Source organism: Streptomyces sp. NPDC048171 (genome assembly GCF_043202655.1).
In the GTDB taxonomy this organism is placed as follows: domain Bacteria; phylum Actinomycetota; class Actinomycetes; order Streptomycetales; family Streptomycetaceae; genus Streptomyces.
In genome coordinates this window covers 45,281-68,262 of the sequence record NZ_JBIDAU010000017.1, presented here as the reverse complement: position 1 = coordinate 68,262, position 22,982 = coordinate 45,281, and the positions used below count along the sequence as shown (strand labels likewise).

At 72.1% G+C, this 22,982-nt stretch carries 21 protein-coding genes; 12 read left to right on the top strand and 9 right to left on the bottom strand.

Annotation, left to right across the window (positions count from 1 at the left end):
* Window positions 1–5: 5 nt before the first annotated feature.
* From ACGF3J_RS35635 to ACGF3J_RS35625, 3 genes are all read left to right on the top strand, one after another.
* On the top strand, window positions 6–1,139 hold the full coding sequence (locus ACGF3J_RS35635) for a threonine aldolase family protein (RefSeq protein ID WP_393855677.1): 1,134 nt from the start codon (window positions 6–8) through the stop codon (window positions 1,137–1,139).
* Window positions 1,123–1,581, top strand: coding sequence for a pyridoxamine 5'-phosphate oxidase family protein (locus ACGF3J_RS35630; protein ID WP_393855676.1), 459 nt, complete (start codon window positions 1,123–1,125; stop codon window positions 1,579–1,581). Before ACGF3J_RS35635 ends, ACGF3J_RS35630 begins: the two co-directional genes overlap by 17 nt.
* Before the next feature lie 138 nt (window positions 1,582–1,719).
* Window positions 1,720–3,471 carry an FAD-dependent monooxygenase gene (locus tag ACGF3J_RS35625; protein WP_393855675.1) on the top strand — a complete coding sequence of 584 codons (1,752 nt, stop codon included), beginning with the start codon at window positions 1,720–1,722 and terminating at the stop codon, window positions 3,469–3,471.
* 72 nt (window positions 3,472–3,543) lie between these two features.
* Here the strand turns inward: ACGF3J_RS35625 and hemG are convergent, their stop codons facing one another.
* The 3 genes from hemG to ACGF3J_RS35610 all read right to left on the bottom strand — a co-directional run bounded on the left by hemG (window position 3,544) and on the right by ACGF3J_RS35610 (window position 8,118).
* The gene (gene hemG, locus ACGF3J_RS35620) at window positions 3,544–5,022 is read right to left on the bottom strand and encodes a protoporphyrinogen oxidase (RefSeq protein WP_393855674.1); all 1,479 of its coding nucleotides are present in this window, start codon (window positions 5,020–5,022) and stop codon (window positions 3,544–3,546) included.
* Window positions 5,023–5,107: 85 nt separating this feature from the next.
* Window positions 5,108–6,601, bottom strand: a complete 1,494-nt coding sequence (locus ACGF3J_RS35615) for an FAD-dependent monooxygenase (protein WP_393855673.1) — start codon at window positions 6,599–6,601, stop codon at window positions 5,108–5,110.
* Window positions 6,602–6,636: 35 nt separating this feature from the next.
* On the bottom strand, window positions 6,637–8,118 hold the full coding sequence (locus tag ACGF3J_RS35610) for an FAD-dependent monooxygenase (protein ID WP_393855672.1): 1,482 nt from the start codon (window positions 8,116–8,118) through the stop codon (window positions 6,637–6,639).
* A gap of 243 nt (window positions 8,119–8,361) precedes the next feature.
* On the opposite strand from ACGF3J_RS35610, the gene ACGF3J_RS35605 reads away from it, so the two are divergent.
* Together ACGF3J_RS35605 and ACGF3J_RS35600 are read left to right on the top strand one after the other, a co-directional pair.
* Entirely contained in the window at window positions 8,362–9,090 is a 729-nt protein-coding gene (locus tag ACGF3J_RS35605; RefSeq protein WP_393855671.1) for an SDR family oxidoreductase, read from the top strand.
* Window positions 9,091–9,185: 95 nt separating this feature from the next.
* A complete protein-coding gene (locus tag ACGF3J_RS35600; protein WP_393855670.1) occupies window positions 9,186–10,064 on the top strand; it encodes an NmrA/HSCARG family protein in 879 nt (292 codons plus the stop codon).
* 7 nt (window positions 10,065–10,071) lie between these two features.
* Here the strand turns inward: ACGF3J_RS35600 and ACGF3J_RS35595 are convergent, their stop codons facing one another.
* On the bottom strand, window positions 10,072–10,689 hold the full coding sequence (locus ACGF3J_RS35595; protein ID WP_393855669.1) for a DsbA family protein: 618 nt from the start codon (window positions 10,687–10,689) through the stop codon (window positions 10,072–10,074).
* 209 nt (window positions 10,690–10,898) lie between these two features.
* Here ACGF3J_RS35595 and ACGF3J_RS35590 point away from each other — a divergent pair, with 209 nt between their 5' ends.
* The 4 genes from ACGF3J_RS35590 (at window position 10,899) to ACGF3J_RS35575 (ending at window position 13,731) form a co-directional block, all read left to right on the top strand.
* Window positions 10,899–11,927, top strand: a complete 1,029-nt coding sequence (locus tag ACGF3J_RS35590; protein ID WP_393855668.1) for a methyltransferase — start codon at window positions 10,899–10,901, stop codon at window positions 11,925–11,927.
* A 64-nt stretch (window positions 11,928–11,991) separates the two neighbouring features.
* On the top strand, window positions 11,992–12,426 hold the full coding sequence (locus ACGF3J_RS35585; RefSeq protein ID WP_393855667.1) for a carboxymuconolactone decarboxylase family protein: 435 nt from the start codon (window positions 11,992–11,994) through the stop codon (window positions 12,424–12,426).
* 16 nt (window positions 12,427–12,442) lie between these two features.
* Complete coding sequence (locus tag ACGF3J_RS35580; RefSeq protein WP_393855666.1) at window positions 12,443–13,105, top strand: sulfotransferase family protein; 663 nt, start codon at window positions 12,443–12,445, stop codon at window positions 13,103–13,105.
* Window positions 13,106–13,137: 32 nt separating this feature from the next.
* The gene (locus ACGF3J_RS35575; RefSeq protein ID WP_393855713.1) at window positions 13,138–13,731 is read left to right on the top strand and encodes a dTDP-4-dehydrorhamnose 3,5-epimerase family protein; all 594 of its coding nucleotides are present in this window, start codon (window positions 13,138–13,140) and stop codon (window positions 13,729–13,731) included.
* 85 nt (window positions 13,732–13,816) lie between these two features.
* On the opposite strand, the gene ACGF3J_RS35570 is transcribed toward ACGF3J_RS35575, so the two are convergent.
* Window positions 13,817–14,830, bottom strand: coding sequence for a Gfo/Idh/MocA family protein (locus ACGF3J_RS35570; RefSeq protein WP_393855665.1), 1,014 nt, complete (start codon window positions 14,828–14,830; stop codon window positions 13,817–13,819).
* 195 nt (window positions 14,831–15,025) lie between these two features.
* On the opposite strand from ACGF3J_RS35570, the gene rfbA reads away from it, so the two are divergent.
* Window positions 15,026–15,895, top strand: coding sequence for a glucose-1-phosphate thymidylyltransferase RfbA (rfbA, locus tag ACGF3J_RS35565; RefSeq protein ID WP_393855664.1), 870 nt, complete (start codon window positions 15,026–15,028; stop codon window positions 15,893–15,895).
* Window positions 15,896–15,952: 57 nt separating this feature from the next.
* Window positions 15,953–17,029: a nucleotide disphospho-sugar-binding domain-containing protein gene (locus tag ACGF3J_RS35560; protein ID WP_393855663.1), complete on the top strand. Its 1,077-nt coding sequence runs from the start codon at window positions 15,953–15,955 to the stop codon at window positions 17,027–17,029.
* Window positions 17,030–17,146: 117 nt separating this feature from the next.
* Here the strand turns inward: ACGF3J_RS35560 and ACGF3J_RS35555 are convergent, their stop codons facing one another.
* On the bottom strand, window positions 17,147–18,322 hold the full coding sequence (locus ACGF3J_RS35555) for a glycosyltransferase (RefSeq protein ID WP_386934166.1): 1,176 nt from the start codon (window positions 18,320–18,322) through the stop codon (window positions 17,147–17,149).
* A gap of 267 nt (window positions 18,323–18,589) precedes the next feature.
* On the opposite strand from ACGF3J_RS35555, the gene ACGF3J_RS35550 reads away from it, so the two are divergent.
* A complete protein-coding gene (locus ACGF3J_RS35550) occupies window positions 18,590–18,826 on the top strand; it encodes a hypothetical protein (protein ID WP_237552600.1) in 237 nt (78 codons plus the stop codon).
* 75 nt (window positions 18,827–18,901) lie between these two features.
* Here ACGF3J_RS35550 and ACGF3J_RS35545 read toward each other — a convergent pair whose 3' ends face one another.
* The 3 genes from ACGF3J_RS35545 to ACGF3J_RS35535 form a co-directional block, all read right to left on the bottom strand.
* Window positions 18,902–20,839, bottom strand: a complete 1,938-nt coding sequence (locus ACGF3J_RS35545) for a multicopper oxidase family protein (RefSeq protein ID WP_393855662.1) — start codon at window positions 20,837–20,839, stop codon at window positions 18,902–18,904.
* A gap of 72 nt (window positions 20,840–20,911) precedes the next feature.
* The gene (locus tag ACGF3J_RS35540) at window positions 20,912–22,690 is read right to left on the bottom strand and encodes an ABC transporter ATP-binding protein (protein WP_393855661.1); all 1,779 of its coding nucleotides are present in this window, start codon (window positions 22,688–22,690) and stop codon (window positions 20,912–20,914) included.
* A 61-nt stretch (window positions 22,691–22,751) separates the two neighbouring features.
* Complete coding sequence (locus ACGF3J_RS35535; protein WP_393855660.1) at window positions 22,752–22,979, bottom strand: hypothetical protein; 228 nt, start codon at window positions 22,977–22,979, stop codon at window positions 22,752–22,754.
* Between the last annotated feature and the right edge of the window lie 3 nt (window positions 22,980–22,982).

Below are 22,982 nucleotides of genomic sequence, written 5' to 3'. Positions count from 1 at the left end.
CCCCCGTGGCGTGGACCGGCTCCCCGCGGCTCGACTTCCGCAGCGACACCCGCACGTCGCCGGACGCACGGATGCGCGCGGCGATGGCCGCGGCCGACGTCGGTGACGACGTGTACGGCGACGACCCGACGGTCGCCCTGCTGGAGGAGCGGGTGGCCGCACTGCTGGGCACCGATGCCGCGCTGTTCACGCCGACCGGCACGATGGCGAACCTGCTCGCCCCGCTCGCCGCGAGCGGCGCCCGGGGCACGCCCGCACCGCGGGTGATCGCCGGCGTGGACACCCACATGGCCTTCCTGGAGGCGGACGGGCTGCGCCGGTTCGGCGGGGTCGAGCTGGTGCCCGTGGTGCAGCGTCCCGACGGCCTGCCCGACCCCGGGGCCCTGGCCGCGCTGCTCACCGCAGGCTCGGGCGCACCGGCCGTGGTCTGTGTCGAGAACACCGCCATGATGCACGCAGGCAACGCCCTGAACGCCGAGGCGACGCGTACGGTGGCCGCGTTGGCCCGCCGGCACGGCGCCCACCTCCACCTCGACGGAGCCCGGCTCGCGAACGCCGCCGTGGCGCTCGGGGTCGCTCCCGCGGAGCTGGCCGGTCCGGCGGACAGCGTCGCCTTCTGCGTCTCCAAGGGGCTCGGCGCCCCGGCCGGCGGACTGCTGTGCGGACGACGCGAGTACATCGCGCGCGCCCGCGAGCTGAGGGGGTGGCTCGGCGGCTCCCTGCACCAGACGGGGGTGCTCGCGGCTCCCGCCCTCGTCGCGCTCGGCCGGCTGCCCGACCTGGCCGCCGATCACGACAGGGCCGCCGCGCTGGCCCGTGCGCTGGCCTCGGTGCCCGGCGCCGAACTGAGGATCGCGCCGCGGCCGACCAACATCGTCATGGCGCGGCTCGCCGGACTGTCCGCCCAGGAGTGCGCGGCGCGCCTGGCCGGGCACGGGGTCGGCGTCCTGCCGCTGCCGAACGGGTACGTGCGCTTCGTGGTCCACCGGGAGCACGACATGATCGGGGTGCGCGCGGCCGCCGGCGCACTTGAAGCCGTGGCGGCCGGCGCCCCGCAGGCGCGGTCCGCGCCCGGCCAGGCCCACCAGGACGGGCAGACGTCCCGTCAGGAACGGAGGAAGCATGACAGCGAAGAGTGAGGCGCGTGGACTCGAGGAACGGCTCCGGGACACTCGGGCACGGCTCGAGAACGACGTCGATCTGTGGGTGGCGACCGCGGATGCCTCGCGCGGCGTCCACCTCGTGCCCCTGTCCTACCTCTGGGACGGGACGGCCGTCCTCGTCTCGACGCCCCGTGACTCGGTCACCGGCCGCAACCTGCTCGCGGACGGCCGGGTCAGGCTCGGCCTGGGCCCGACGCGCGACGTCGTGATCGTGGACGGTACGGCCGAGCCGGCCGACGTCGCCGAGCTGGGCCAGGAGGCGGCGGACGCCTTCGCGGCGAAGACCGGCTTCGACCCCCGCAAGCTCGACGAGCCCTACCAGTACTTCCGGATCAGGCCCCGGCGCGTCCAGGCCTGGCGGGAGGCGAACGAGCTGGCCGGACGCGGCCTCATGCGCGACGGCGTCTGGCTCGGCTGACCCCGGCCCTCCAACCGGCAACCTTCCCGTCCCCGCCGTCCGGCGCGGCGCCGCGTTCCAGCCGTGCTTGACCGGTGTTGAAGAGGGCTTTGCCAGGCTGCGAGTGGCAAGGCATCTGTCGATCTCAAAGGGGCGAATATGGGAGCCATCGAGGTTCCGGTTCTGATCGTGGGCGGTGGCGGATGCGGCCTGTCCGCCTCCGTCTTCCTGTCCGACCAGGGCGTCGATCATCTGCTGGTGGAACGGCACTCGGACACATCGAGGGTCCCGAAGGCGCACTACCTCAACCAGCGCACGATGGAGATCTTCCGCCAGCACGACGTGGCCGACGACGTGTTCGCCGAGGCCGCTCCGCTGGAGAAGTTCGGCAAGGTGCGCTGGCAGACCACGCTCGCCGGCGACGGGCCGCTGGACCGGCGCCTGATCCACGAGATGGATGCCTTCGGCGGCGGTGAACTGCGCGAGACCTACGCGGCGGCCGGGCCCGTCCTGCCCGCCAAGCTGCCGCAGATGTGGCTGGAGCCGATCCTGCGCCGTCACGCGGAGGACCGCAATCCGGGCCGCGTCCTCTTCCACCACGAGGTGGTCTCCTTCTCGGACGAGGGCGACCGCGTCGTCGCCGAGGTGCGGAACCTGGACACCGGGGAGACCACCACCGTCACGTCCCAGTACCTCATCGGGGCCGACGGCGGCCGCATGGTCGGAGCCGCGGTCGGCATCGAGATGCAGGGCCCGCCCGGACTGGTCAACACCACGACCGCGTACTTCTCCGCCGACCTGTCCCAGTGGTGGGAGGAGGGAACGCTCATCACGCACTTCCTCAGCCCGGAGGACCCCGACCTGTCCAGCAACCTCATCGAGATGGGGCCGAGCTGGGGCAAGGACTGCGAGCAGTGGGGCCTGCACTTCGCCCCGGGCCCGCCCGGACGCTGGGACGCGGAGACCGTCGTCCCCCGCATCCGGGAGCTGCTGCGCATACCGGACCTCGAGATCACGGTGCACAAGGTGACGGACTGGATCGTGCACGCGCACCTCGCCGACCGCTACCGGGCCGGCCGGGTCCTCATCGCCGGCGACGCCGCGCACCGCCAGCCGCCCGCCGTCGGCCTCGGCCTCAACACCGGCATCCAGGACGCGCACAACCTCGCCTGGAAGCTCGCCGCGGTCCTCGGCGGCCGTGCCACCGACGGCCTGATCGACACCTACGAGGCCGAACGCCGGCCGGTGGGCCGCGAGAACGTCGACTGGGCGGTGTCCGCCGCCGTGCACCACCAGGCCGTCATCGACGCCGTCGGCGCCGGCCACAACATCCCCGCGGGGCGCCGCAAGCAGCGCCTGGAGGCGTACTTCGACCCCTCGCCGCTCGGTGACACCGTGCGGGAGCGCGCCCTGGAGATCTTCCACACGCACCGCGGGGGCTGCCAGTCCCTCGACATGGAGGTCGGCTTCCACTACGAGGACGGTGCCCTCGTCCCGGACGGCACCGAGGCGCCGGCCCGCGTCCCGATGCGCAACGAGCACCGGCCGGCCTCCCGTCCCGGGCACCGGCTGCCGCACGCCTGGATCACCCGGGACGGCCGGCGCCAGTCCACGCTCGACCTCGCGGGCCGGACCGGCTTCACGCTGATCACGGGCCCGCAGGGGGCGCCGTGGCGCGAGGCGGCCGCGCGGGTCGCGGAGAAGTTCTCCGTCGGCCTGCGCACGGTGTCCATCGGCGCCGGAGGCGACTGGGCCGACGTGGACGGTGGCTGGGAGGCCGTTCGCGGGATCACCGACGCCGGCGCGCTCCTGGTCCGTCCCGACCAGCACGTCGCCTGGCGCGGCACGGACGGCGGCGAGGACGCCGAGCAGGTCCTGGCGCAGGCGTTCGCCGCGGTCCTGGACCGCTGACGGCACGTCACCGCACGGCAGCGGCCGTGCCCGGGGAACCGGGCACGGCCGCTCGCGTTCGCGCGGGACCGCTCAGGCACCGACCGGGACCGTGGGGGCCGCGGCGTTCTGCCCGATCCACGCCAGGATCTGGTCGGCGGCCTGCCGGGCAGAGGCCATGCACACCCCGACGCCCACACCGTCGTACAGCGCCCCGCACACCGCGAGGCCGGGCTGGGCGGCCACGGCCTCGCGGATGCGCCGGACCCGCTCGAAGTGGCCGACGGTGTACTGCGGCAGGGCGTCCTCCCACCGGCTGACCCGGCTCGCGACCGGGACGCCGCCGACACCGGTGGCCTCGGCCAGCTCGGCCGTCGCCAGTGCCACGAGGCCGGCGTCGTCGCGCTGGAGCAGGTTCTCCTCGCCGAACCGTCCCATCGAGCAGCGGACGATCTCCACCTCGCCGGCCAGGTGCGGCCACTTCACGGTGGTGAACGTGACCTCCTTGACCGCCCTGCCCTCCACGGCGGGCACCCGGTAGGCGGCGTACCCGCGACCCGACAGACCGCCGGGGAACGCCGCGCGGGGGTAGGCGAGGGTGACCACCGCCACGCTCGAGTACGGCACCTCGGCGAACGCCGAGACGGCCGGGGACAACCCGGGAACCGAGGCCAGCAGCCTGCCCGCGGGGCCGGCCGGGACGGCGACGACGACGGCGTCGGCGTCGATGTGCTCCGCGCCGGCGGCGTCGCCCACGGTCACCCGCCAGCCGCCCGCGGTGCGGGACAGCTCCCGCACGGGGGCACCGGTACGCACCCTTGCGTCGGGCGCGGCCGCCAGCACCTGCCGCACGAGCACGGGGGGCAGCGAACCGAACCCGCCGTCCAGCGTCGCCACCCGCACCGGCGGCGGCTTCTGGCCCTCGGCGAGCACGGGCGTCAGCGAGGCGGCCGCGTCCGCGAGCGAGACATGCGCGCGGGCCGCCTTGGCCAGCGGCGTCAGCGTGGCCTCGAACGACAGGTCCGTGGCGCGGCCGGAGAACACGCCGGCGAGGAACGGTTCGACGAGGCGGTCCACGACCTCGCGGCCGAAACGCCCGCCGACGTAGTCCGCCACCGACATGTCGCCGTCCCGGTCGAAGGACGGCAGGACGAGGTCCTGCCGGGCCCGGTCGACGCCCTGGGCGGACACGACACCCGACCTGGCGAGGTCGTCCATGTCGCAGGGCACGCCCATGAACTGACGGTCCGGCTGCTGCCGGATCTCCCCCCTGGTCCAGATCGCCGACGCGGTCACCCCCGCCGACATGATCTGCTCGCCGAGCCCGGCGTCCTGGATCAGCCCGGTGGTCCTGCGCCGGTTGGCGTACAGGGACTCGGCGCCCTCGTCGACCGCGACGCCCGCCACCTCGGAGACCGACAGCTTCCCGCCGAGCCGGGACGACGCCTCCAGGACGGTCACCCGGACCGGCTGGTCGCGGAGCCGGAACGCCGCCGCCAGACCTGCGATACCACCCCCGATGACGACGACATGGGGCTTTCCACTCACCTGATCCTGTTCGGTGCCAGCCATTCCACCAGATCCTTCGTGGTTAGGGTCGTAGAGGCCGTCCCGACGCCGGCGCCCGGCGTCAGGACAGGTCCCGGCAGTCTCGCGGTCAGGCCCAGCCCTGCGGTCGAGGGCGGCTGGAGGACCGGTGCCCACTGCCGAACCAGCGGTGGAGGGCGTCGGTGAGGTCGTCGGTGGTGCCGGGTGAGGTCCAGGCGACGTAGCCGTCGGGGCGGATCAGGACGGTGTCGAGGGCGGGGTCGGGCGGTGCGGTCCAGGTGGCGGTGACGACGTCGAGGTGGCCGGTGTGCTCGCGTGCCGTGCCGGCGGTGGTGCGGTCGGTGGTCAGGAGCAGGCCGCGTCCGGTGCGCAGGAGTTCGGCGACGCGGGTGCGGGTGCCGTCGGGCAGGGTGAGGGTGCGGTCGGGCGGCATGCGCCGGCCCAGCAGCGGGTGGTCGCCCTTGGCCAGGTCGTAGCGGACACCGAGGTTGCTGAGCATGCCGGCCGCGTACTCGGCGGCGTCCTGGTGGGACAGCAGCTCGCCCACGACCTCGCGGACCGGGTCCATCTCCTCCCCGGTGAGCCGCAGCTCTATCGCCGCGCGGGCATTGCGCGCCAACTGCTCGCCGACGGGGTGGCGTTCGGCGTGGTAGGTGTCGAGCAGGTCCTCGGGAGCCCGCCCGGTGACCACCGCCGCCAGCTTCCAGCCGAGGTTCACCGCGTCCTGGACACCCACGCTGAGTCCCTGCGCCATGGCGGGCGGCTGCACGTGCGCCGCGTCGCCGGCCAGGAACACCCGCCCGCGCCGGTACTCGGCGGCGGCCCGTGAGGTGTCGGTGAAGCAGCTGATCCAGCGGCACCGCCCGTGGTGGAGGGACTCGCCGGTGAGGCGCTGCCAGGCGTCGGCGAGGTCGGTGAAGGTGAGCGCGTCGCGGTCGCGGGGCGGCGGCGTACCGGCCTCGTGGACGACGACCCGGGTGACACCGTCCTCCAGGTCCATGGCCATCACCATGCTGCCGCCCGGCAGGTTCTCGCCGATGCGCCGCTTGCGGGTGTCGATGCCGGTGACGTCGGCCGTGAGGAAGCCGCGCCGGCCGTCCGTGCCGGGGAAGCCGATCTGGGCCAGCTTGCGGACGGTGCTGCGCCCGCCGTCGCAGCCGACCAGGTAGGCGGCCCGCTCCTCGGACGGGCCGTCGGGGCCCTCGACGCTCACCACGACGCCGTCGCCGTCCTGCCGCAGGGCGGTCACCTCCCGGCCGCGCAGGACCGGTACGCCGAGTTCGCCCACCCAGTCCTCCAGCATCCGCTCGGTGCGGAACTGGGAGACGCCGCGGTGCCCGTAGTGGTCCTGCGCCAGCATGCCGAGATCGATGGGCACCCCGCCGAAGTGGCTGTCGGCGGGTTCGGTGCCGCCGAGGCGGTCCAGCAGGCCGCGCTGGTCGAAGCACTCGGCGGTGCGTTTGGTGAAACTCGCGCCGCGCGACTGGTGCGTTGGTGCGGGCAGGCGCTCGTGGACGACGACGTCGGCGCCGCCGAGCCTGAGTTCCCCCGCCGTCATCAGCCCGACCGGTCCGGCCCCCACGACGATGACATCCCTGGCCATGTGTCAGCTCCTTCTGAATGGGTGCGGTGGGACGCTCACCGGTCGGCGTACTGCCCGACGCCACTGCCGAACCAGCGGTGGAGGGCGTCGGTGAGGTCGTCGGTGGTGCCGGGTGAGGTCCAGGCGACGTAGCCGTCGGGGCGGATCAGGACGGTGTCGAGGGCGGGGTCGGGCGGTGCGGTCCAGGTGGCGGTGACGACGTCGAGGTGGCCGGTGTGCTCGCGTGCCGTGCCGGCGGTGGTGCGGTCGGTGGTCAGGAGCAGGCCGCGTCCGGTGCGCAGGAGTTCGGCGACGCGGGTGCGGGTGCCGTCGGGCAGGGTGAGGGTGCGGTCGGGCGGCATGCGCCGGCCCAGCAGCGGGTGGTCGCCCTTGGCCAGGTCGTAGCCGACGCCCAGACCGCTCACGATCCCGGCGGCCTGTTCGGCGGCATCCTTGTGGGACAGCAGCTCGCCCACGACCTCGCGGACCGGATCCATGGGCCCGTCACCGAGGTACAGCTTCGACGCCGCGCGGGCGTTGCGGATCAGCTGCTCGCCGACGGGGTGGCGTTCGGCGTGGTAGGTGTCGAGCAGGTCCTCGGGGGCCCGCCCGGTGACCACCGCCGCCAGCTTCCAGCCGAGGTTCACCGCGTCCTGCAGTCCGGCGCTCAGCCCCCACGCGGCCAGCGGCGGGATTTCATGCGCCGCGTCGCCGGCCAGGAACACCCGCCCGCGCCGGTACTCCCCGGCCAGGGCGGCCGCGTTGCCGCACGCCCACAGCCACTGGCAGTCCGCGTCGTCGATGGACTCGCCGGTCAGCCGCCGCCACGCGTCCGCGACCTGGGCGAAGGTCAGCGCGCCCGGCTCCGGACGGGCCGGCAGATCGGGGTCGTGGACGACGATCCGGCAGCGGCCCGCTCCCACCGGGGTGCACACCACCATGCGTCCGCCGGGAAGCCGCTCGCCGATCGGCCGGGGGCGCGGGGCGGCGCCGGTGATCTCCGCGGTGAACATGCCCCTGGTGGGCTCCCAGACACGGGTGGGGACGCCGGCCAGCCCGCGCACGGTACTGCCCGCTCCGTCGCAGCCGACGACGTAGCGGGCCGTCTCCTCGCCGGGCCCGTCGGGGCCCGTGAAGGACACCACGACCCCGTCGGGCGTCTGGCGCAGGCCGGTCACCTCGCGGGACCGGCGCACCGGCACGCCGAGGTCGTCCAGCCAGCCGCCGAGCGCCGCCTCGGTCCTGGCCTGGGACAGCCCCAGCACACCGCTGTGGTCCTCGTCGAGCATGCCGAGGTCGAACCGGACCCCGCCGAAGTGGCCCATCGGGCCCCACCGGAGCTCGCCCAGCCGGCTCAGCAGGCCGCGCTGATCCAGCGACTCGGCCGCTCGCCGGTTGAAGCCGAGCGCCCTGGACTCCCCGGCGGGGGCGGGCAGCCTGTCGTGGACGGCCACGTCCACTCCGCCCAGGCGGAGTTCCCCGGCCAGCATCAGGCCGGCCGGCCCCGCACCGACCACTATGACGTCAGTTCTCTTCATTTCATGAGGCCCTCTGCACTGTGGCAACGGTTGGCCTTTGTGAAGCTACTCAGGGCGATGTCCGGTCGCAACGATTCCGAATTCCGTTGGGCTCCGGCGCCGGTGTTCAGACGGCGACCCTTTTGAACGCGGCGGTGAACGCTTGAGCGCGGGGAGCGCACCGCAGCAATATCTTCGGGCGTCTTCAGGAATTTCCTGTCCGCGGTGAATGCGCGCCGCGACGGCCGCAGAAAGGAAGTCGACGTGACGGTCGAGAAGGTCGCCCTCGTCACGGGTGCCAACAAGGGCATCGGGTTCGCCGCCGCACGGCAACTCGGTGAGCGGGGGATCGTCGTCCTCGTCGGCGCGCGGGACGAGGTGCTCGGCAAGCAGGCCGCCGACGCGCTGGCCGCCGACGGCATCGCCGCCGCACCGCTGAGGCTGGACGTGACGGACCCGGTCTCGGTGGCCGACGCCGCCCGCGAGATCGAACGGCGCCACGGGCGCCTGGACATCCTGGTCAACAACGCCGGCACCGCCGGGGGCCACACCGGCGCACCGAGCCGGGCGACCGCGGCCGACATGCGCGAGGTGTACGAGACCAACGTCTTCGGGGTGGTCACCGTGACCCACGCGATGCTGCCGCTGCTGCGCCGCTCCCCGGCCGGCCGCGTCGTCAACCTGTCCAGCCACCTGGGTTCGCTGACGCTGAACTCGGATCCCGGTTCCCCGACGGCGGGCGTCAACATGATCGCCTACCAGTCGTCGAAGACCGCGCTGAACGCGGTCACGGTCGCGTACGCCAAGGAGCTGCGGGGGACCACGGTCAAGGTCAACGCAGCCCTGCCCGGAGTGGTGGCCACCGACATCAACCACCGTCGCGGTCACCGCACGCCGGCCGAAGGGGCCGCGATCGTGGTCCGGCTCGCCCTGCTGGACGAGAGCGGCCCGTCGGGCGTGTGCCTGGCGGACGAGGGGCCCGTGCCCTGGTAGCGCACGGCCCCGACGCACTAAGGCCGCCTTGCGGTCACCGCTTCCGACCGCACCGCCGGGCCCGACCGCGGCGGGCACGAGACTTGGAGAAGACAGTGGCGCTTGACGCAACGATCCTGGTGCTGGGCGGCACCGGCCGGCAGGGCGGGTCCGTGACCCGCGAACTGCTGCGGCGCGGGCACACCGTGCACGCCCTGGTCCGCGACCCCGACAAGGCGCAGGCGAGGCAACTGCGGGAGGCGGGCGCGGTCCTGGTCCGCGGCGACATGGACGACGAGGCGTCGCTGACCGCCGCGATGCGGGACGTCCACGGGGTGTTCAGCGTCCAGACCTTCCGCGGCCCGGGCGGTGTCGAGGCCGAGGTGCGGCAGGGCAGGGCGGTGGCCGACGCCGCGGTGCGCGCCGGGGTGCGGCACTTCGTCTACAGCTCGGTCGGGGGCGCGGACCGCGACACCCGGGTCCCGCACTTCGAGAGCAAGCACACGGTGGAGCGGTACCTGCGGACGCTCGACCTGCCGGTGACGGTGCTGCGTCCGGTCATGTTCCACGACATCCTGCTCGACATCGCCCCCCGGCCGGCCGGGGGCGAACTCGTCCTGGCCATGTGGCTGGACCCGCGCGTCCCGGTGCAGCTCATCGCGTCCGGCGACATCGGCGTCTTCGCCGCGGACGCCTTCGAGAACCCGGACGCCTGGCTGGGCCGGGTGGTCGAGATCGCCGGCGACGAGCTGACCGGACCGCAGATGGCCGCGGCGTTCGAGGCGGTCGCCGGTGTCCCGGTCCGCTACCAGCAGCTGCCGATCGAGCCGCTGCGTTCGGCCCGTCCGGACCTCGCCAACATGTTCGACTGGTTCGAGCGGGACGGTTACCGCGCCGACCTCGCCGCACTCCGCGCCACCAGGCCCGGTCTGGTGACGCTGGAGACCTGGCTGGCCGGCAACTGGACGGCTCCCGTCGCCGCGGCAGGACGCTGACGGCGCCTCAGGTGAAGACCGGCTGCCGGGTCCGGGTCCGCTTGAGCTCGAAGAACCCGTCGGTCGCCGCCACGGCGAGCACGCCGTCCCACAGCCGTACGGCCGCCTCACCGCGGGGGGCCGGGGACACCACCGGTCCGAAGAACGCGACGCCCCCCACCGCGACGACGGGCGTGCCCACATCGGTGCCGACCCGGTCGACGGCCTCCTGGTGCGAGGCGCGCACCGCGTCGTCGTACGTGTGCGAACCCGCCGCCTGGGCCAGGCCGGCGTCGAGGCCCGCGGCGGTCAGGGCCGCGGCGTAGGTGGCGGGTTCCTTCGGCGCCCCCTCCAGGTGGAACCGGCTCCCCAGCTCGCAGTAGAGCCGGCCCAGCACCTCGGGGCCGTACGTCCGCACGGCGGCGGCGCAGACCCGCACCGGCTCCATCCGCACCGCCAGGTCACGGTGCCAGCGCTCGGGCAGGTCCGCCCGCCCCTCGTTGAGCACCGTCAGGCTCATCAGCCGCCAGCGGACCTCGAGGGGCCGCTGCCGGGCGACATCGAGGACCCAGCGGGAGGTCAGCCACGCCCAGGGGCAGGTCGGGTCGAACCAGAAATCCACCGTGGTCGGGGTGTCGTGCCGCAACGGGGCCTCCTCGATGTAGCCGGGCCGGAACAATTTGACAAGCGGCGCCGGAATCACGCTGGAGTGCCGCTGGACATGGCCTGTTCAACCGCTCAATTTCCACGGTTGAACGCCCGCTGGGCAATTGCGCCAATACTGAGGTTGCGGTTTTGAGAAGCGCCCGCCTATCGTCTGGAATCCGCGAGAAAAGGCGCTCCGAAAGGAAAGGCATGTCCGTGCTGCCCGAGGTTCGTGATCAGTCCGACTCGTACACACTGCTTCATCTCATTCAGGGCGCCGTGATCACACAGGCGATTTCCGTCGCCGCCAGGCTCGGGATCGCGGACGTGCTGGCCGACGGCCCGCTGGCCGCCGAGGACATCGCGGCACGCGTCGGGTCCCACCCCGGGGCGACCCACCGCATCCTGCGCGCGCTCGCCGGCCACGGGGTGTTCGCCGTCCGCCCGGACGGCCGGTACGAGCACACGCCGCTGTCCGACAGGCTCCGTGAGGACGCACCGGACTCCATGCGCGGCTTCGCCCTGCTGATGAACCACCCCACGCTGTGGGAGGAGTGGGGCCACCTGTCCGCCACCGTGGAGACCGGCGAGGCCAATCTGCCCAGGCTGCGCGGCATGGGCGCCCTGGACTTCTTCCACGCCAACCCCGACTACGCGAGGGTGTTCTTCCAGGCGTTCGGCGAGCTGTCGGCGTCGGAGACCGCCCCGATCCTCGACGCGTACGACTTCTCCCGGTTCGGCACCGTCGTGGACGTCATAGCCGGCCGGGGCAACCTCCTGGCGGGCATCCTCCAGCAGGCGCCGGACACCAAGGGCGTGCTGTACGACTCCGAGATCGCGACCGTGGACTCGCCGGCGCTCTTCGAGGAGGCCGAAGTCGCGGACCGGCTCACCATCGAGCACGGCGGCTACCTCGGCAAGCTGCCCTCGGGCGGTGACGCCTACGTGTTCAAGCACATCATCCACGACTTCTCCGAGGCCGACGCCGTCACGGCCCTGCGCAACGCGCGCGAGGCGATCGCCCCCGGCGGCAGGCTGCTCGTCATCGAGTACGCGCTCCCGGAGAACAACGAGAAGCACATCGGCCACACCATCGACCTCTGGCTGATGCTGATGCTGGGCGCCCGCGAGCGCACCCGGGCCGAGTACGGCGAGCTGTTCGCCAAGGCCGGCTTCGAACTCACCAGGGTCGTTCCCACCAGCGCGCCGATCTCGGTCATCGAGGGCATCCCGGTCTGAGGCCGCCGCAAGCAACCGACTCATCCACGCATACCGCACAGGAGAAGACCCGATGACTCCACGGATGGAAAATCCCTCCCTGGTCGTTCCCGGCGCCCTGCAGCCCCTGCTCGACCTGACCGAGGTCATCGGCAAGGTGGGCGTGCCGCAGACCACGCTCGACCTGGTCCGGCTGCGCGTCAGCGAGATCAACGGCCGCGTCTACACGTTCCCGGACAACCCGGAGCAGGCCGCCGGGACGGACCAGCGGCTGCCCCGGGTCGCCGGCTGGCGCACCGAGACCTGCTTCGACGACGCCGAGCGCGCGGCGCTGGAAATGGCCGAGGCCATCACGCTGATGACCGACCCGCAGGACATGGCCTCCGACGAGGTCTGGGAGAAGTCCGCCCAGTACTACACCGACGAGCAGCTCGGTGCGCTGGTCATGCACATCGGCCTGGTCAACTTCTGGAACCGGGTGAACGTCGCCACCCGCCAGGAAGACGCGGCCTGGCGCTGAGAAGGGAGACGGCACCGTGCTGAAACTCGTCAACGCCGGTCTGGGCAGGACCGGCACGACCTCACTGAAGGTGGCCCTGGACCGGCTGGGTCTCGGCCCCTCCTTCCACATGTTCGACATCGTCGGCGACACGGAGCGCCTCCAGCGGTGGGAGCGGATCGTCTGCGACGGCGAGAGCCCCGACTGGGCGGCCGTCTTCGACGGCTACGGCGCCGCGGTGGACGGCCCCTGCGCCGTGTACTACCGGCAGATCGGCGAGGCGTTCCCCGACGCCAGGATGATCCTGACGGTCCGTGACGCCGAGAGCTGGTACCGCAGCACCCACGACACGCTGTACCAGTTCGCCCTGCGCAGCATGGCGAACCCGCCGGAGCCCGGCAGCCCGCAGGCCCGGCTGTTCCGCGTGACCACCACCATGGTCTGGGACGGTCTGTTCGGGGGCCGGTTCTCCGACAAGGACCACGCGATCGAGGTCTACCACCGGCACAACGAGGAGGTCGTGCGCACGCTGGGCGCGGACAACGTCCTCGTCTACGACGTCCAGCAGGGCTGGGAGCCGCTGTGCGACTTCCTGGGGGTCGACGTACCGCCCGAGGAGTTCCCGCGGACCAACGACACCGCGTCCATGCGCCGGCGGGTCGCCCGGGCGGCCGGCGCCGCCGCGGCGGCCACCGGCTGAGCCGGCGAGGAGCCACGGTGCTGATAACGGAAATGACGGTCCCCGGCGCGTACCGCGTCGAGCCCGAACCCCTGAGCGACCGGCGGGGCCACTTCTTCGAGTCCGTGCGGGCCAGCTCCCTGCTGGCCGGCAGCGGCTGGCAGTTCGCGGTCCGCCAGGTCAACTACTCGGTGTCCCGGCGCAACACCCTGCGCGGCATCCACGGCACCAAGGTGCCCCCCGGCCAGGCGAAGTTCGTCACCTGCGTGCGGGGCAGCGCCCTGGACATCGCCGTCGACCTGCGGGTGGGTTCACCGACGTTCGGCCACTACGACGTCACCCACCAGAGCCCGGAGACGGGGACGGCCGTGTACCTGCCCGACGGTGTGGGGCACGCCTTCCTCGCCCTCACCGACGACACGTGCATGAGCTACCTTTGCTCACAGGAGTACGTGCCGGGGACGATGATCGACGTGGACGCCCTCGACCCGGCCCTCGCCCTGCCCTGGGACCTGACCGGGCCGCCGGTCCGCTCCGACAAGGACGCCGCGGCGCCCACGCTCGCCCAGGCGGCGGCCGCGGGACTGCTCCCCACCTGGGAGCAGTGCCCGCCGCGCCGGCTCACCGCGGCTCAGACCGGACGATAGAACGCGCGCGACGGCGGTCGGCGCCCACGGGCGCCGACCGCCGTTCGTCTTCTCCCGGATGCCCGCGCACCTCACGGGCAGCCGCTCACCAAGGCGCCCGGCCGAGGGCGTGCGCGCGGATGCGGGCCATCAGCCCCGCCTGCCGCACCAGGTCGCGGTGGTGCGCCGCCCGCGCCGCGGGGTCGCGCACCGCGTCGTGGAAGGCGGTGAACACGCCGAGGAACTGGTCCGAGGCCGGGGCGAGGAGACGCGTCTCGCGGTCCTTCTGCTCCAGGCGCAGAACCGGACGGGCGCTGTGCGAGGGCGTGAACGCCCATTCCAGGACCAGGCGCCCCTCGCTGCCCCACAGGTCGTACGTCGACCGGTAGCCGTGGGACAGACCGAAGGAACAGTGGGCGGTGACCCCGTCGTCGTCGCCCAGGAGTGCCACCCCGGAGACGTCCACGCCCAGGTCCGCGTCGAACTTCAGGCCGGCTCCCAGGACCCGTGCCGACGGGCCGAGGTACTCCTGGGCCGCACGCACCGGGTAGCAGCCGACCTCCCACAGCGCCCCGCCGCCGAGGTCCGCCTGGTACTTGATCCCCCGCGGGTCGGTCGGCGGAATCCCGAACGCACCGTTGTAGGAGCGCAGTTCACCGATGGCGCCGTCGGCCACCAGGGACCGGGCCTGCTCGTGCTGGGGGTGCCGGAGGAACGCGAAGTTCTCCATGACGACCAGTCCGCGCTCCTCGGCGAGCGCCACGAGGTCCCGGGCACTGTCCTCCGCGGGCACGGCGGGCTTCTCCAGCAGCACGTGCTTCCCCGCCTCCAGCGCCCGCTGCGCCCACTTGGCGTGCTCGCTGTTGGGCAGCGGGACGTAGACCGCGTCGACGCCGGGCAGCTCCAGCAGCCGCTCGTAGCCCTCGACGGCCCGGCACCCCGCGGTGGCCGCGACACCCTCCGCCTTCTCCCGGGAACGGCTCGCCACCGCGGCCAGCCGGAACGGCGACCGGCCGATCGCCGGGAGGGCCCGCCGCACGGCGATGTCGGCGCACCCGATGATGCCGATACCGGCCCTCTGCTCGGATTCGAGATCGGACGCCAGATCTTGGATTTCCACAGGTCCACCTAAACGACGACGAAAATGCGAATGCCTGAACCGGTATGCCGTCAGCCTGAGTAAGCGGGCCCCCGCCTGTCAACAAGAACGCCATTCGGGGCGGTGGTGGTCCGGGAGAGACTTCCGGGCGGACGCCGGCCCCCGATAAAGTGCGGGCACGCCTAATTGGCACGAAGTTACTGAGGAGGCGCCACGGTGAAGGGCATCATCCTGGCCGGCGGCAATGGCACGAGGCTCCATCCGATCACTCTCGGAGTTTCGAAGCAAATGCTCCCGGTCTACGACAAGCCGATGATTTACTACCCGCTGTCCGCACTGATGCTGGCGGGGATCAGAGAAATCGAGATCATCACCACGCCCGAGGACTCGGAGATGTTCCGACGACTGCTGGGCGACGGTTCCTGGCTGGGCATCACCCTGACCTACGCGGAGCAGGACAAGCCCCGGGGGCTCGCCGACGCGTTCCTGGTCTCCGCGGACCACATCGGAGACGACTCCGTGGCCCTGGTGCTGGGCGACAACATCTTCCACGGATACGAGTTCGGCCCCATGCTGCAGAGGGCCGCGCAGGACCTCAAGGGCTGCGTCCTGTTCGGCTACCCGGTGCGCGACCCCGAGCGCTACGGCGTCGGCACCCTCGACGAGCAGGGCAGGCTCGTCGCCCTCGAGGAGAAGCCCGCACATCCGCAGACCAACTTGGCGATCACGGGGCTGTACCTCTACGACAACCAGGTCGTGGACATCGCCCGCCGACTGCGGCCCTCGGAGCGCGGCGAACTGGAGATCACCGACCTCAACCGCGTCTACCTGGAACGCGGCGAGGCCAGGCTCGTCCCGCTCGGCCGCGGTTTCGTCTGGCTCGACACCGGAACGCACGACGCGCTCATGGAGGCCGGGGACTACGTCCAGGTCCTGGAACACCGCCAGGGCGTCCGCATCGCCTGCCTCGAGGAGATCGCCTGGCGCATGGGCTACATCGACCAGGAGTCCTGCTACCGGCTCGGCAGCCGCCTCTCGAACTCCTCCTACGGCCGGTACGTCATGGAGATGGCCAAGGCCGGCTGACCCCCCATCAGATCCCGCGCAGTCCCTGCGCCTCCCAACGGAAGAAGTGCGACAGCCATGAAAATGCTTTTCACCGTCGGAGGCAGCCAGGCGGCAGTCTTCGGCGTCGCCCCGCTCGCCGCCGCCGCCCGCAACGCGGGCCACGAGATCCTGCTGGCGGCCGACGAACCGCTGATGGCGGCCGCACAGTCCGTCGGACTCCCCGCGGTCTGCATCACCCCCGAGCGCATGCGCTACGGCCAGGACGCGATGACGGCCACCGTCCGGATCGACGCCCTGCTGGAACTGACCCGGCAGTGGTCCCCGGACGTGGTCGTCGGCGGCCTCTCCCACGTCCCGCGGGTGCTCGCCGCCCGGCTCAAGGTCCCCTTCGTCCGGCACATCTGGTACATCGCCCCGATGGCACGCCGGGACCGCACGGCGGTGGCCGAACTCCAGCCGCAGCTGGAACGCCTCGGGCTGGCCGAACTCCCGGAGCCCGACCTCTTCGTCGACCTGTGCCCGCCGTCCCTGCGCCCGCCGGGCGCCCCCGCCGGACGGGCGATGCGCTGGGTCCCCCGGGTGAGCCAGCGCCGGGTCGAGCCGTGGATGTACACCCGCCCCGAGGGCCGCCGCCGGGTGCTGATCACCGCGGGCACCCGCAACCTGATGCTCGACACCCCCGGCAGCTCGCTGCGCCGGCTGGTGGACGGGCTGACCGGGACGGGAGCCGAGGTGCTGATCGCGGCGCTGCCCGAGGCCGCCGAGCGCTACGGCGCGGAACTGGGCGACGTGCGCATCGGCTGGATCCCCCTGGACGTCGTCGCCCCCACCTGTGACCTGGCGGTCCACCACGGCGGCGCGACCACCGCGATGACGCTGATCAACGCCGGCGTGCCGCAGCTGATCGTCCCCGACAACGGCTACGGCAAGGCCGTCGCGGAGGCCGTCAGCGGCTTCGGCGCCGCCGTGATGGTCGACCGGCACCGGCCGGAGGCCGGCCAGGACCCGGACGAGGTGACCGTCACGGCCTGCCGGTCGATCCTCGACAACCCGCGGTACGCCGAGCGGACCCGCATCCTCGCCGCGGAGAGCGCCGCGCTGCCCACGCCGGACGAGGTGCTGCGCGACATCGAGGCCCTGGCCGCCCGCTGACCGGCGTCGCCGGCGTCCCGGCCACCGCGCGGGCAACGCGAATCGCCCTGGAACCGGCGGAGAACCTCTCCGCGGTCCCAGGGCGACTCGCGTTGCCTAAGGACGACGCGCCTGCCGTCAGACCAGGGCCTCCAGCTTGGGCACGATCTCGGACGGCGTGGGCAGCGTCGAGATCTCCTTGGCGATGAACTGCGTCCGCTCGGTGTAGCCGGGGTTCTCCAGCAGTTCCCGGCAGGCCGCGGCGATCACTTCGCCCGGCGCCTTGTCGGGCTCCTGGGCCTGCGGCCACAGGGTCTTGCCGGCGCCGAAGCCGGTGATGGCCTTGGCGATGGCCTCCCGGTGGTAGTTCGGCGGGAACTCCGGCGGGTTCTCCGGGATGACCAGCTGCGGCACGCCGTTGGCCATCAGCGTCGTGGCGGTGGTGGCGCCGCCGTGATGGACCGCCAGGTCGCAGGTGGCGGCGGTGACGTCGATCGGGATCCACCCGACGCGGGCGTCGCCCAGCTCGGTGCCGAACCGCTCCACGGCGCCGGGGTTCGCCGCGATCAGTGCCTCGGCACCCAGCTTGTCCAGCTCCTTGACGAGCAGCGGCATGGACCAGCCCGGGTCGCGGAACATCAGGCTGCGGAAGCCGGAGGTGATCACCACCCGCTTGCGGCCCTCGGGGCGGGTGTACATCCAGCGCTCCAGCCGGCGCTGCGGGTTGCTGGGGATCCAGCGCATCGGCTGCGCCGCCGGGTCGTGGACGGGCCGCAGCGACGGGGGCGTCGAGTCGAGCAGCAGGTCGGGCTTGAGCAGCCCGTCGACGCCCAGCCGCTCCATCTCGGGCCGCAGCTCCTCCTCGGCGCCCGGGTCGATACCGGTGAGCGGAATGCCCAGGTACTCGATGTGGCGCACGTACGGGACCTTCAGGTGGGCGGCGAGCAGCATCGCCGCGTAGCTCTGCGAGCTGCCCACGACCACGTCCGGGGTCCAGTCCTTGGCCAGTTCCAGCAGGGACTCGACGCCGGCCAGGCCCATCTTCGCGAAGCCGCGGCCCTGCCCGTGCATCTCCTCGTCGCCCAGCTCCCGGGGGAAGCGCAGCCCCTTGCCCGGGTTGGTGATCCGCATGAAGTGCCGGATCGGGTCCACGGTGAAGCAGAAGGTGGGAAGACCGATGGCCTCCGCGGTCTCCACCCACGGCTCGTGGGCGGCCAGCATGACGTGGTGGCCCGCGTTGCGCGCGGCCGTCGCCAACGGAGCAGCGGCATAGTAGGTGGCCTGGCTGCCTGTGGTGATGAACAGGATTTTCATGGCACTCCGGATGCTTTTCGTGGGACGCGGCCTACAGCATTTGCGAACAGTACCGATGGTCCGCAGGACGGCCTTTTTCTGTCAAACACCGCCAATTGGCAAGCCCGTTCAATCGCGGATTTCCCGCAGTTGAACAGGTAATCTCCGGACGTCGTTGCGCGCCCTTCGCCCGCTGACCATCATGAGATCGGTACGTGTGGCCAGGAAGTCTCAGAAACGGATACCGAAAGTCGGTGGCACATGAACAATCTGATCTACGAAGCCCGGATGGCTCTCCGTGACGTCATGGAAGTGAACATCTACAGCCAGGGAAACGACAAGGTCTACCTGACGGTTTTCCCGGAGCTGGTCTGGGAGGGCACCGAGAAGACGCAGCCGGAAAAGGTCGTCCGGAACGTCATCGGCCGTCTCCACGACATGTCCCTGGACGTCGCCGGCGGCGAGGGGGCCGTCCGGACCCTCCTGGACGCCGGTCCGGTGGAGATCGTCCGCAAGGCTGCCTGACCGCACTGCCGCCAACTCCCGCGGATTCGCCGCACCGAGTGCCCGCGCCGTCCACCGCCGCGGGCACTCCTCGTGTCAGTGGTGGTGGCCGCTCGCGTGCCGGTGGGCGGCCGGGCCGACCACCAGCGGGCGCACCATGTGCTGCTCGTGCTCCAGCATGTGGCAGTGGTGCACGCCCCTGCCGACGACGGGGAACCGCACCGCCACGGTGACCATCTCGCCCGGTGTCCCGTCCGGGCCGGGGACGATCTGGCCGGCCGTGCCCACCCGGACGGTGTCCTTCTCCCCGAGCTCGTGCGCCTCCAGCTGTGCCGCTCCCAGGAACGAGACCGGCCTGGCCGAGCCCCGCACGACCCGGTCGAAGCCGGTCACGTCGTAGTTCTCGCGGGACAGCACGTGGAAGTGGGCCAGGTGGATGTGCATGGGGTGGGGCGAGGCGGCGAGGTTGAGGTACTTCCAGATCTCCACGCCGTGGTGCGCCACGGTGAAGGCGTTGCCGTCGTCGTAGTGCATGGCCGTGCGGCGCAGGGTCGTGACCGTTCCCTCGGCGTCCTCGACCTGGACGATCCCGGCGGACGGCAACGTGATCCCCTCCGCCTCGGACTGCTCCATCTCCTCCATCTCCCACAGCTCGGGCACGTTGGCCGTGCCCGGACCGACCAGCACCACCCACCGGGGCCGGCCGCCGTGCGGCAGGTCGTGGTGCGTGGGCCGCTGGAAGGTGGGCGAGAGGGTCTCGGGCAGCGTGAACCGTCCGGTGGACCCCCGGCCTGCGACGCGGAACTGCATCACGTCGGGTTCCAGCAGGTCGTGGCGGGTGCTGGAATCGCCGGGGGAGACGCCCTCCATCGTGTTGACCAGTTTGACGGACCGGCCGCGCAACGGGCTGAAGTCGACCAGCACGTCGGCGCGCTCGCCGGAGGAGAGGTTGAGCGCTCCCTCGACCGGCAGCGGCCTGTCGATCAGCCCCTGGTCGGTGCCGATCACCTGCAAGGCCCCGGGGACGGGCCGGCCGTCGGCCAGCAGCATCAGCCGGTACATCCGGGAGTTGGCCGTGTTGACGATCCGGAACCGGTACCAGCGCGGCTGAACCTCGAGATAGGGCCAGACCACGCCGTTGACCAGGGTGTACGGGGCGGCGTGGGCCCGCATGAGCTTGGTGCCGACCATCTCCACCTTGTGCACCAGACGCCCGGTGAGGGCCCCCGAGTCGTCCAGGGCGAAGTTGCGGTCGCTGAGCACCAGCGGCACCTCGTGTCTGCCCCGGGGCAGGTCCAGGGCCCGTTCCTCCTCGTTGCGGGAGACGAACAGGCCCGCGAGACCGGCGTACACGCTGAAGCGGCTGACGTGGTGGGTGTGGTCGTGGTACCAGAGGGTCGTGGCGGCCTGGTCGTTCGGGTACGCCGACAACTGCACCTCGCCCGGAGCGACGAGATTCTCCATCCAGCCGTCGTTGCCGCCGCCGGTCAGCATCCCGTGCAGGTGCACGGCGGCCCACGGCTCCAGGCCGGCCACCGCGGCCACATCCTGACAGCCCTGTGTGCCGGGGTAGTTGGACAGCGGGTCCGGCATGGGGGCACCGGGCCGGCCGAACTCCACAGCGGTGACCGGGATGCTCCCGGTCAGACCGTTCTCCCAGGTGACGCGCAGCCGGCGGCCGCGGACCGTCTCGATCGTCGGGCCCGGGTAACTTCCCTCGTACGTCCACATCCGCACCGCGGGCAGTTCCGAGTGCACGGTGACGTCGGCGGTGCGCATGCGCACGGTCAGCGCGTCGTGCCCCCCGCGGTCGCGCGGGCGGAGCACCGGCGGCGTACGCAGCGGGTCCCGGAACTTGGTCAGCAGCAGTCCGTCCGCCGACGGCTCGGGACCGCCGGGCGACGCCGGGTCGGCCGCGGCGAAGACGGACGACGAGGACACGAACGCCCCCAGGCCGGCGACGGCGCTGCCCCTCAGCAGGGTGCGCCGGGCGACTGAGGGCGGGTCCGGTATTTCGGCAGACGCGGTCTCCATGCGCGGATCGTAGGCAATGCCCCCTCCAGATCCGCTCGAGATCCGCTGCACGGCCCCCCGCCCGGCGCCGGCCTACACGACGGCCATCTCGCCGTCCCGGCGCACCAGCGTGGCGTAGTGACCGTCCAGGGCGAGGAGCTCGTCGTGGGTGCCGCGCTCGGCGACCCGGCCGCGCTCCAGGACGAGGATCTCGTCGGCATTGCGTACGGTCGACAGCCGGTGCGCGACCGTGATGGTGGTGCGTCCGGCACTCGCCGCGTCGATGGCCTGCTGGACGGCCCGTTCCGTCTGGGTGTCCAGCGCGCTGGTGGCCTCGTCGAGCACCAGGACGGGCGGATCGCGCAGGATGGCACGGGCGATGGCCAGGCGCTGCTTCTCCCCGCCGGAGAAGCGGTACCCGCGCTCGCCCACCACCGTGTCGTAGCCGTCGGGCAGGGACATCAGGTAGTCGTGGATGTGCGCCACCCGCGCCGCGGCGACCAGCTCCTCGTCACTCGCGTCGGGTTTGGCGAACCGGAGGTTGTCGGCGACCGAGGCGTGGAAGAGATACGTCTCCTGGGACACGACGCCGACGGCGGCGGCGAGCGTGTCGAACGACAGGTCGCGCACGTCGATGCCGTCGATCGTGACGGTGCCGGACGTCGCGTCGTACAGGCGCGGGATGAGGTAGCTCAGGGTCGTCTTGCCCGAGCCGGTCTCACCGACGACGGCGAGGCTGTGCCCGGCGGCGACCGTCACGTCGACGCCGTCCAGCGTCGGCCGCTCGGCGCCCGCGTAGCTGAAGCCGACCCCGCGCAGCCGCACCTCGCCCCGCAGGCTCGCCGGCACCACCGGGTGCTCGGGCTCGGCGACGTCGACGGGCAGGTCGAGGTACTCGAAGATACGCCCGAACAACTCCAGGGAACTCTGGATGTCCAGCCCGATGGTGAGCAGCCGCTGCGCCGGCCGGAACAGGATCTGCTGGAGCGTGGCGAAGGCGACCAGCGCGCCGATGGAGATGGACATGTGGCCGCCGCTGCCGGTCAGGCCCGCCACCCAGTAGATCACCGCGGGCATGGCGGCCATGACGATCCAGATCGTGGACTGGTACCACAGGCCCGCCGTGCTGGCGCGCACCTCGATGTCGGTGAGTTTGCGGGACTGTCCCGCGAAGGCGTCGCTCAGCGAGCGCGAACGGCCCATGGTGTGGCCGAGCATGATGCCGCTGACCGACAGCGACTCCTGGACGTTCGACGACAGGTCGGCGAACTGGCGCTGCCGGGCCCGGGTGAGGCCGCGCAACTCGTCCCCGACATGGCGGCTGACCCAGACGAAGCCGGGCAGGACGACCAGCGACGCGAGCGTGAGCCGCCAGTCGAGCAGGGCCATCGCGGTGACCGTGGTGATGACGGTGGTCACGTCCGACACCAGTGCCGTCGCGGTGGTCGTCACGGTCACCTGCATCCCGCCGATGTCGTTGGCGATCCGCGACTGGACCTCACCGGTGCGGGTCCGGGTGAAGAAGGCCAGCGACATGCGCTGGAGGTGGGAGTAGACGGCGGTGCGCAGGTCGTGCATGACGAGCTGGCCCACCTTGGCGGACAGATAGGTCTGCCACACGTTGAACGAGCTGTTGGCGATCGCGACGACGACCATGCCCAGAGCCAGCAGCGACAGCAGTCCCGTCCTGCCCTGCGGCAGCGCCACGTCGATGATCTCGCGGATCAGGAAGGGGTTGACGAGGGAGACCAGCGAAGATGCGGCGACCAGGAACGCGACGAACAGCAGGCTCTTGCGGTACGGACGGAACAGCTTGAGGATGCGCCGCTTCTGCACGGGAACGTGGGCAGTGGCCGGCCTGGTGCTGGTCACCCTGGTCTCCTTGTCTTCGGGAGGGATCGTGCGCAGGCCGCGGAACGGCCGCGGCCCCCTCTCACAGGTGTCTGGCCGCGGTCGTCCACCGGGCGAACTCCTCCTCCGACAGCGGAGGCAGGCACGGCTGCTCGGTGGGCGCCGTCACGTAACCCGACCAGGGGTGGGGCGGATGCGCCCCGAACCATCCGAACCCCATCCACATGAGGCCCTCGCCGACGTTCCTGCCGATGGTGCGCAGGGCGGATGCGTGCCGTGCCCGCATGACGGTCTCCGTTTCGCCGGTCAACCA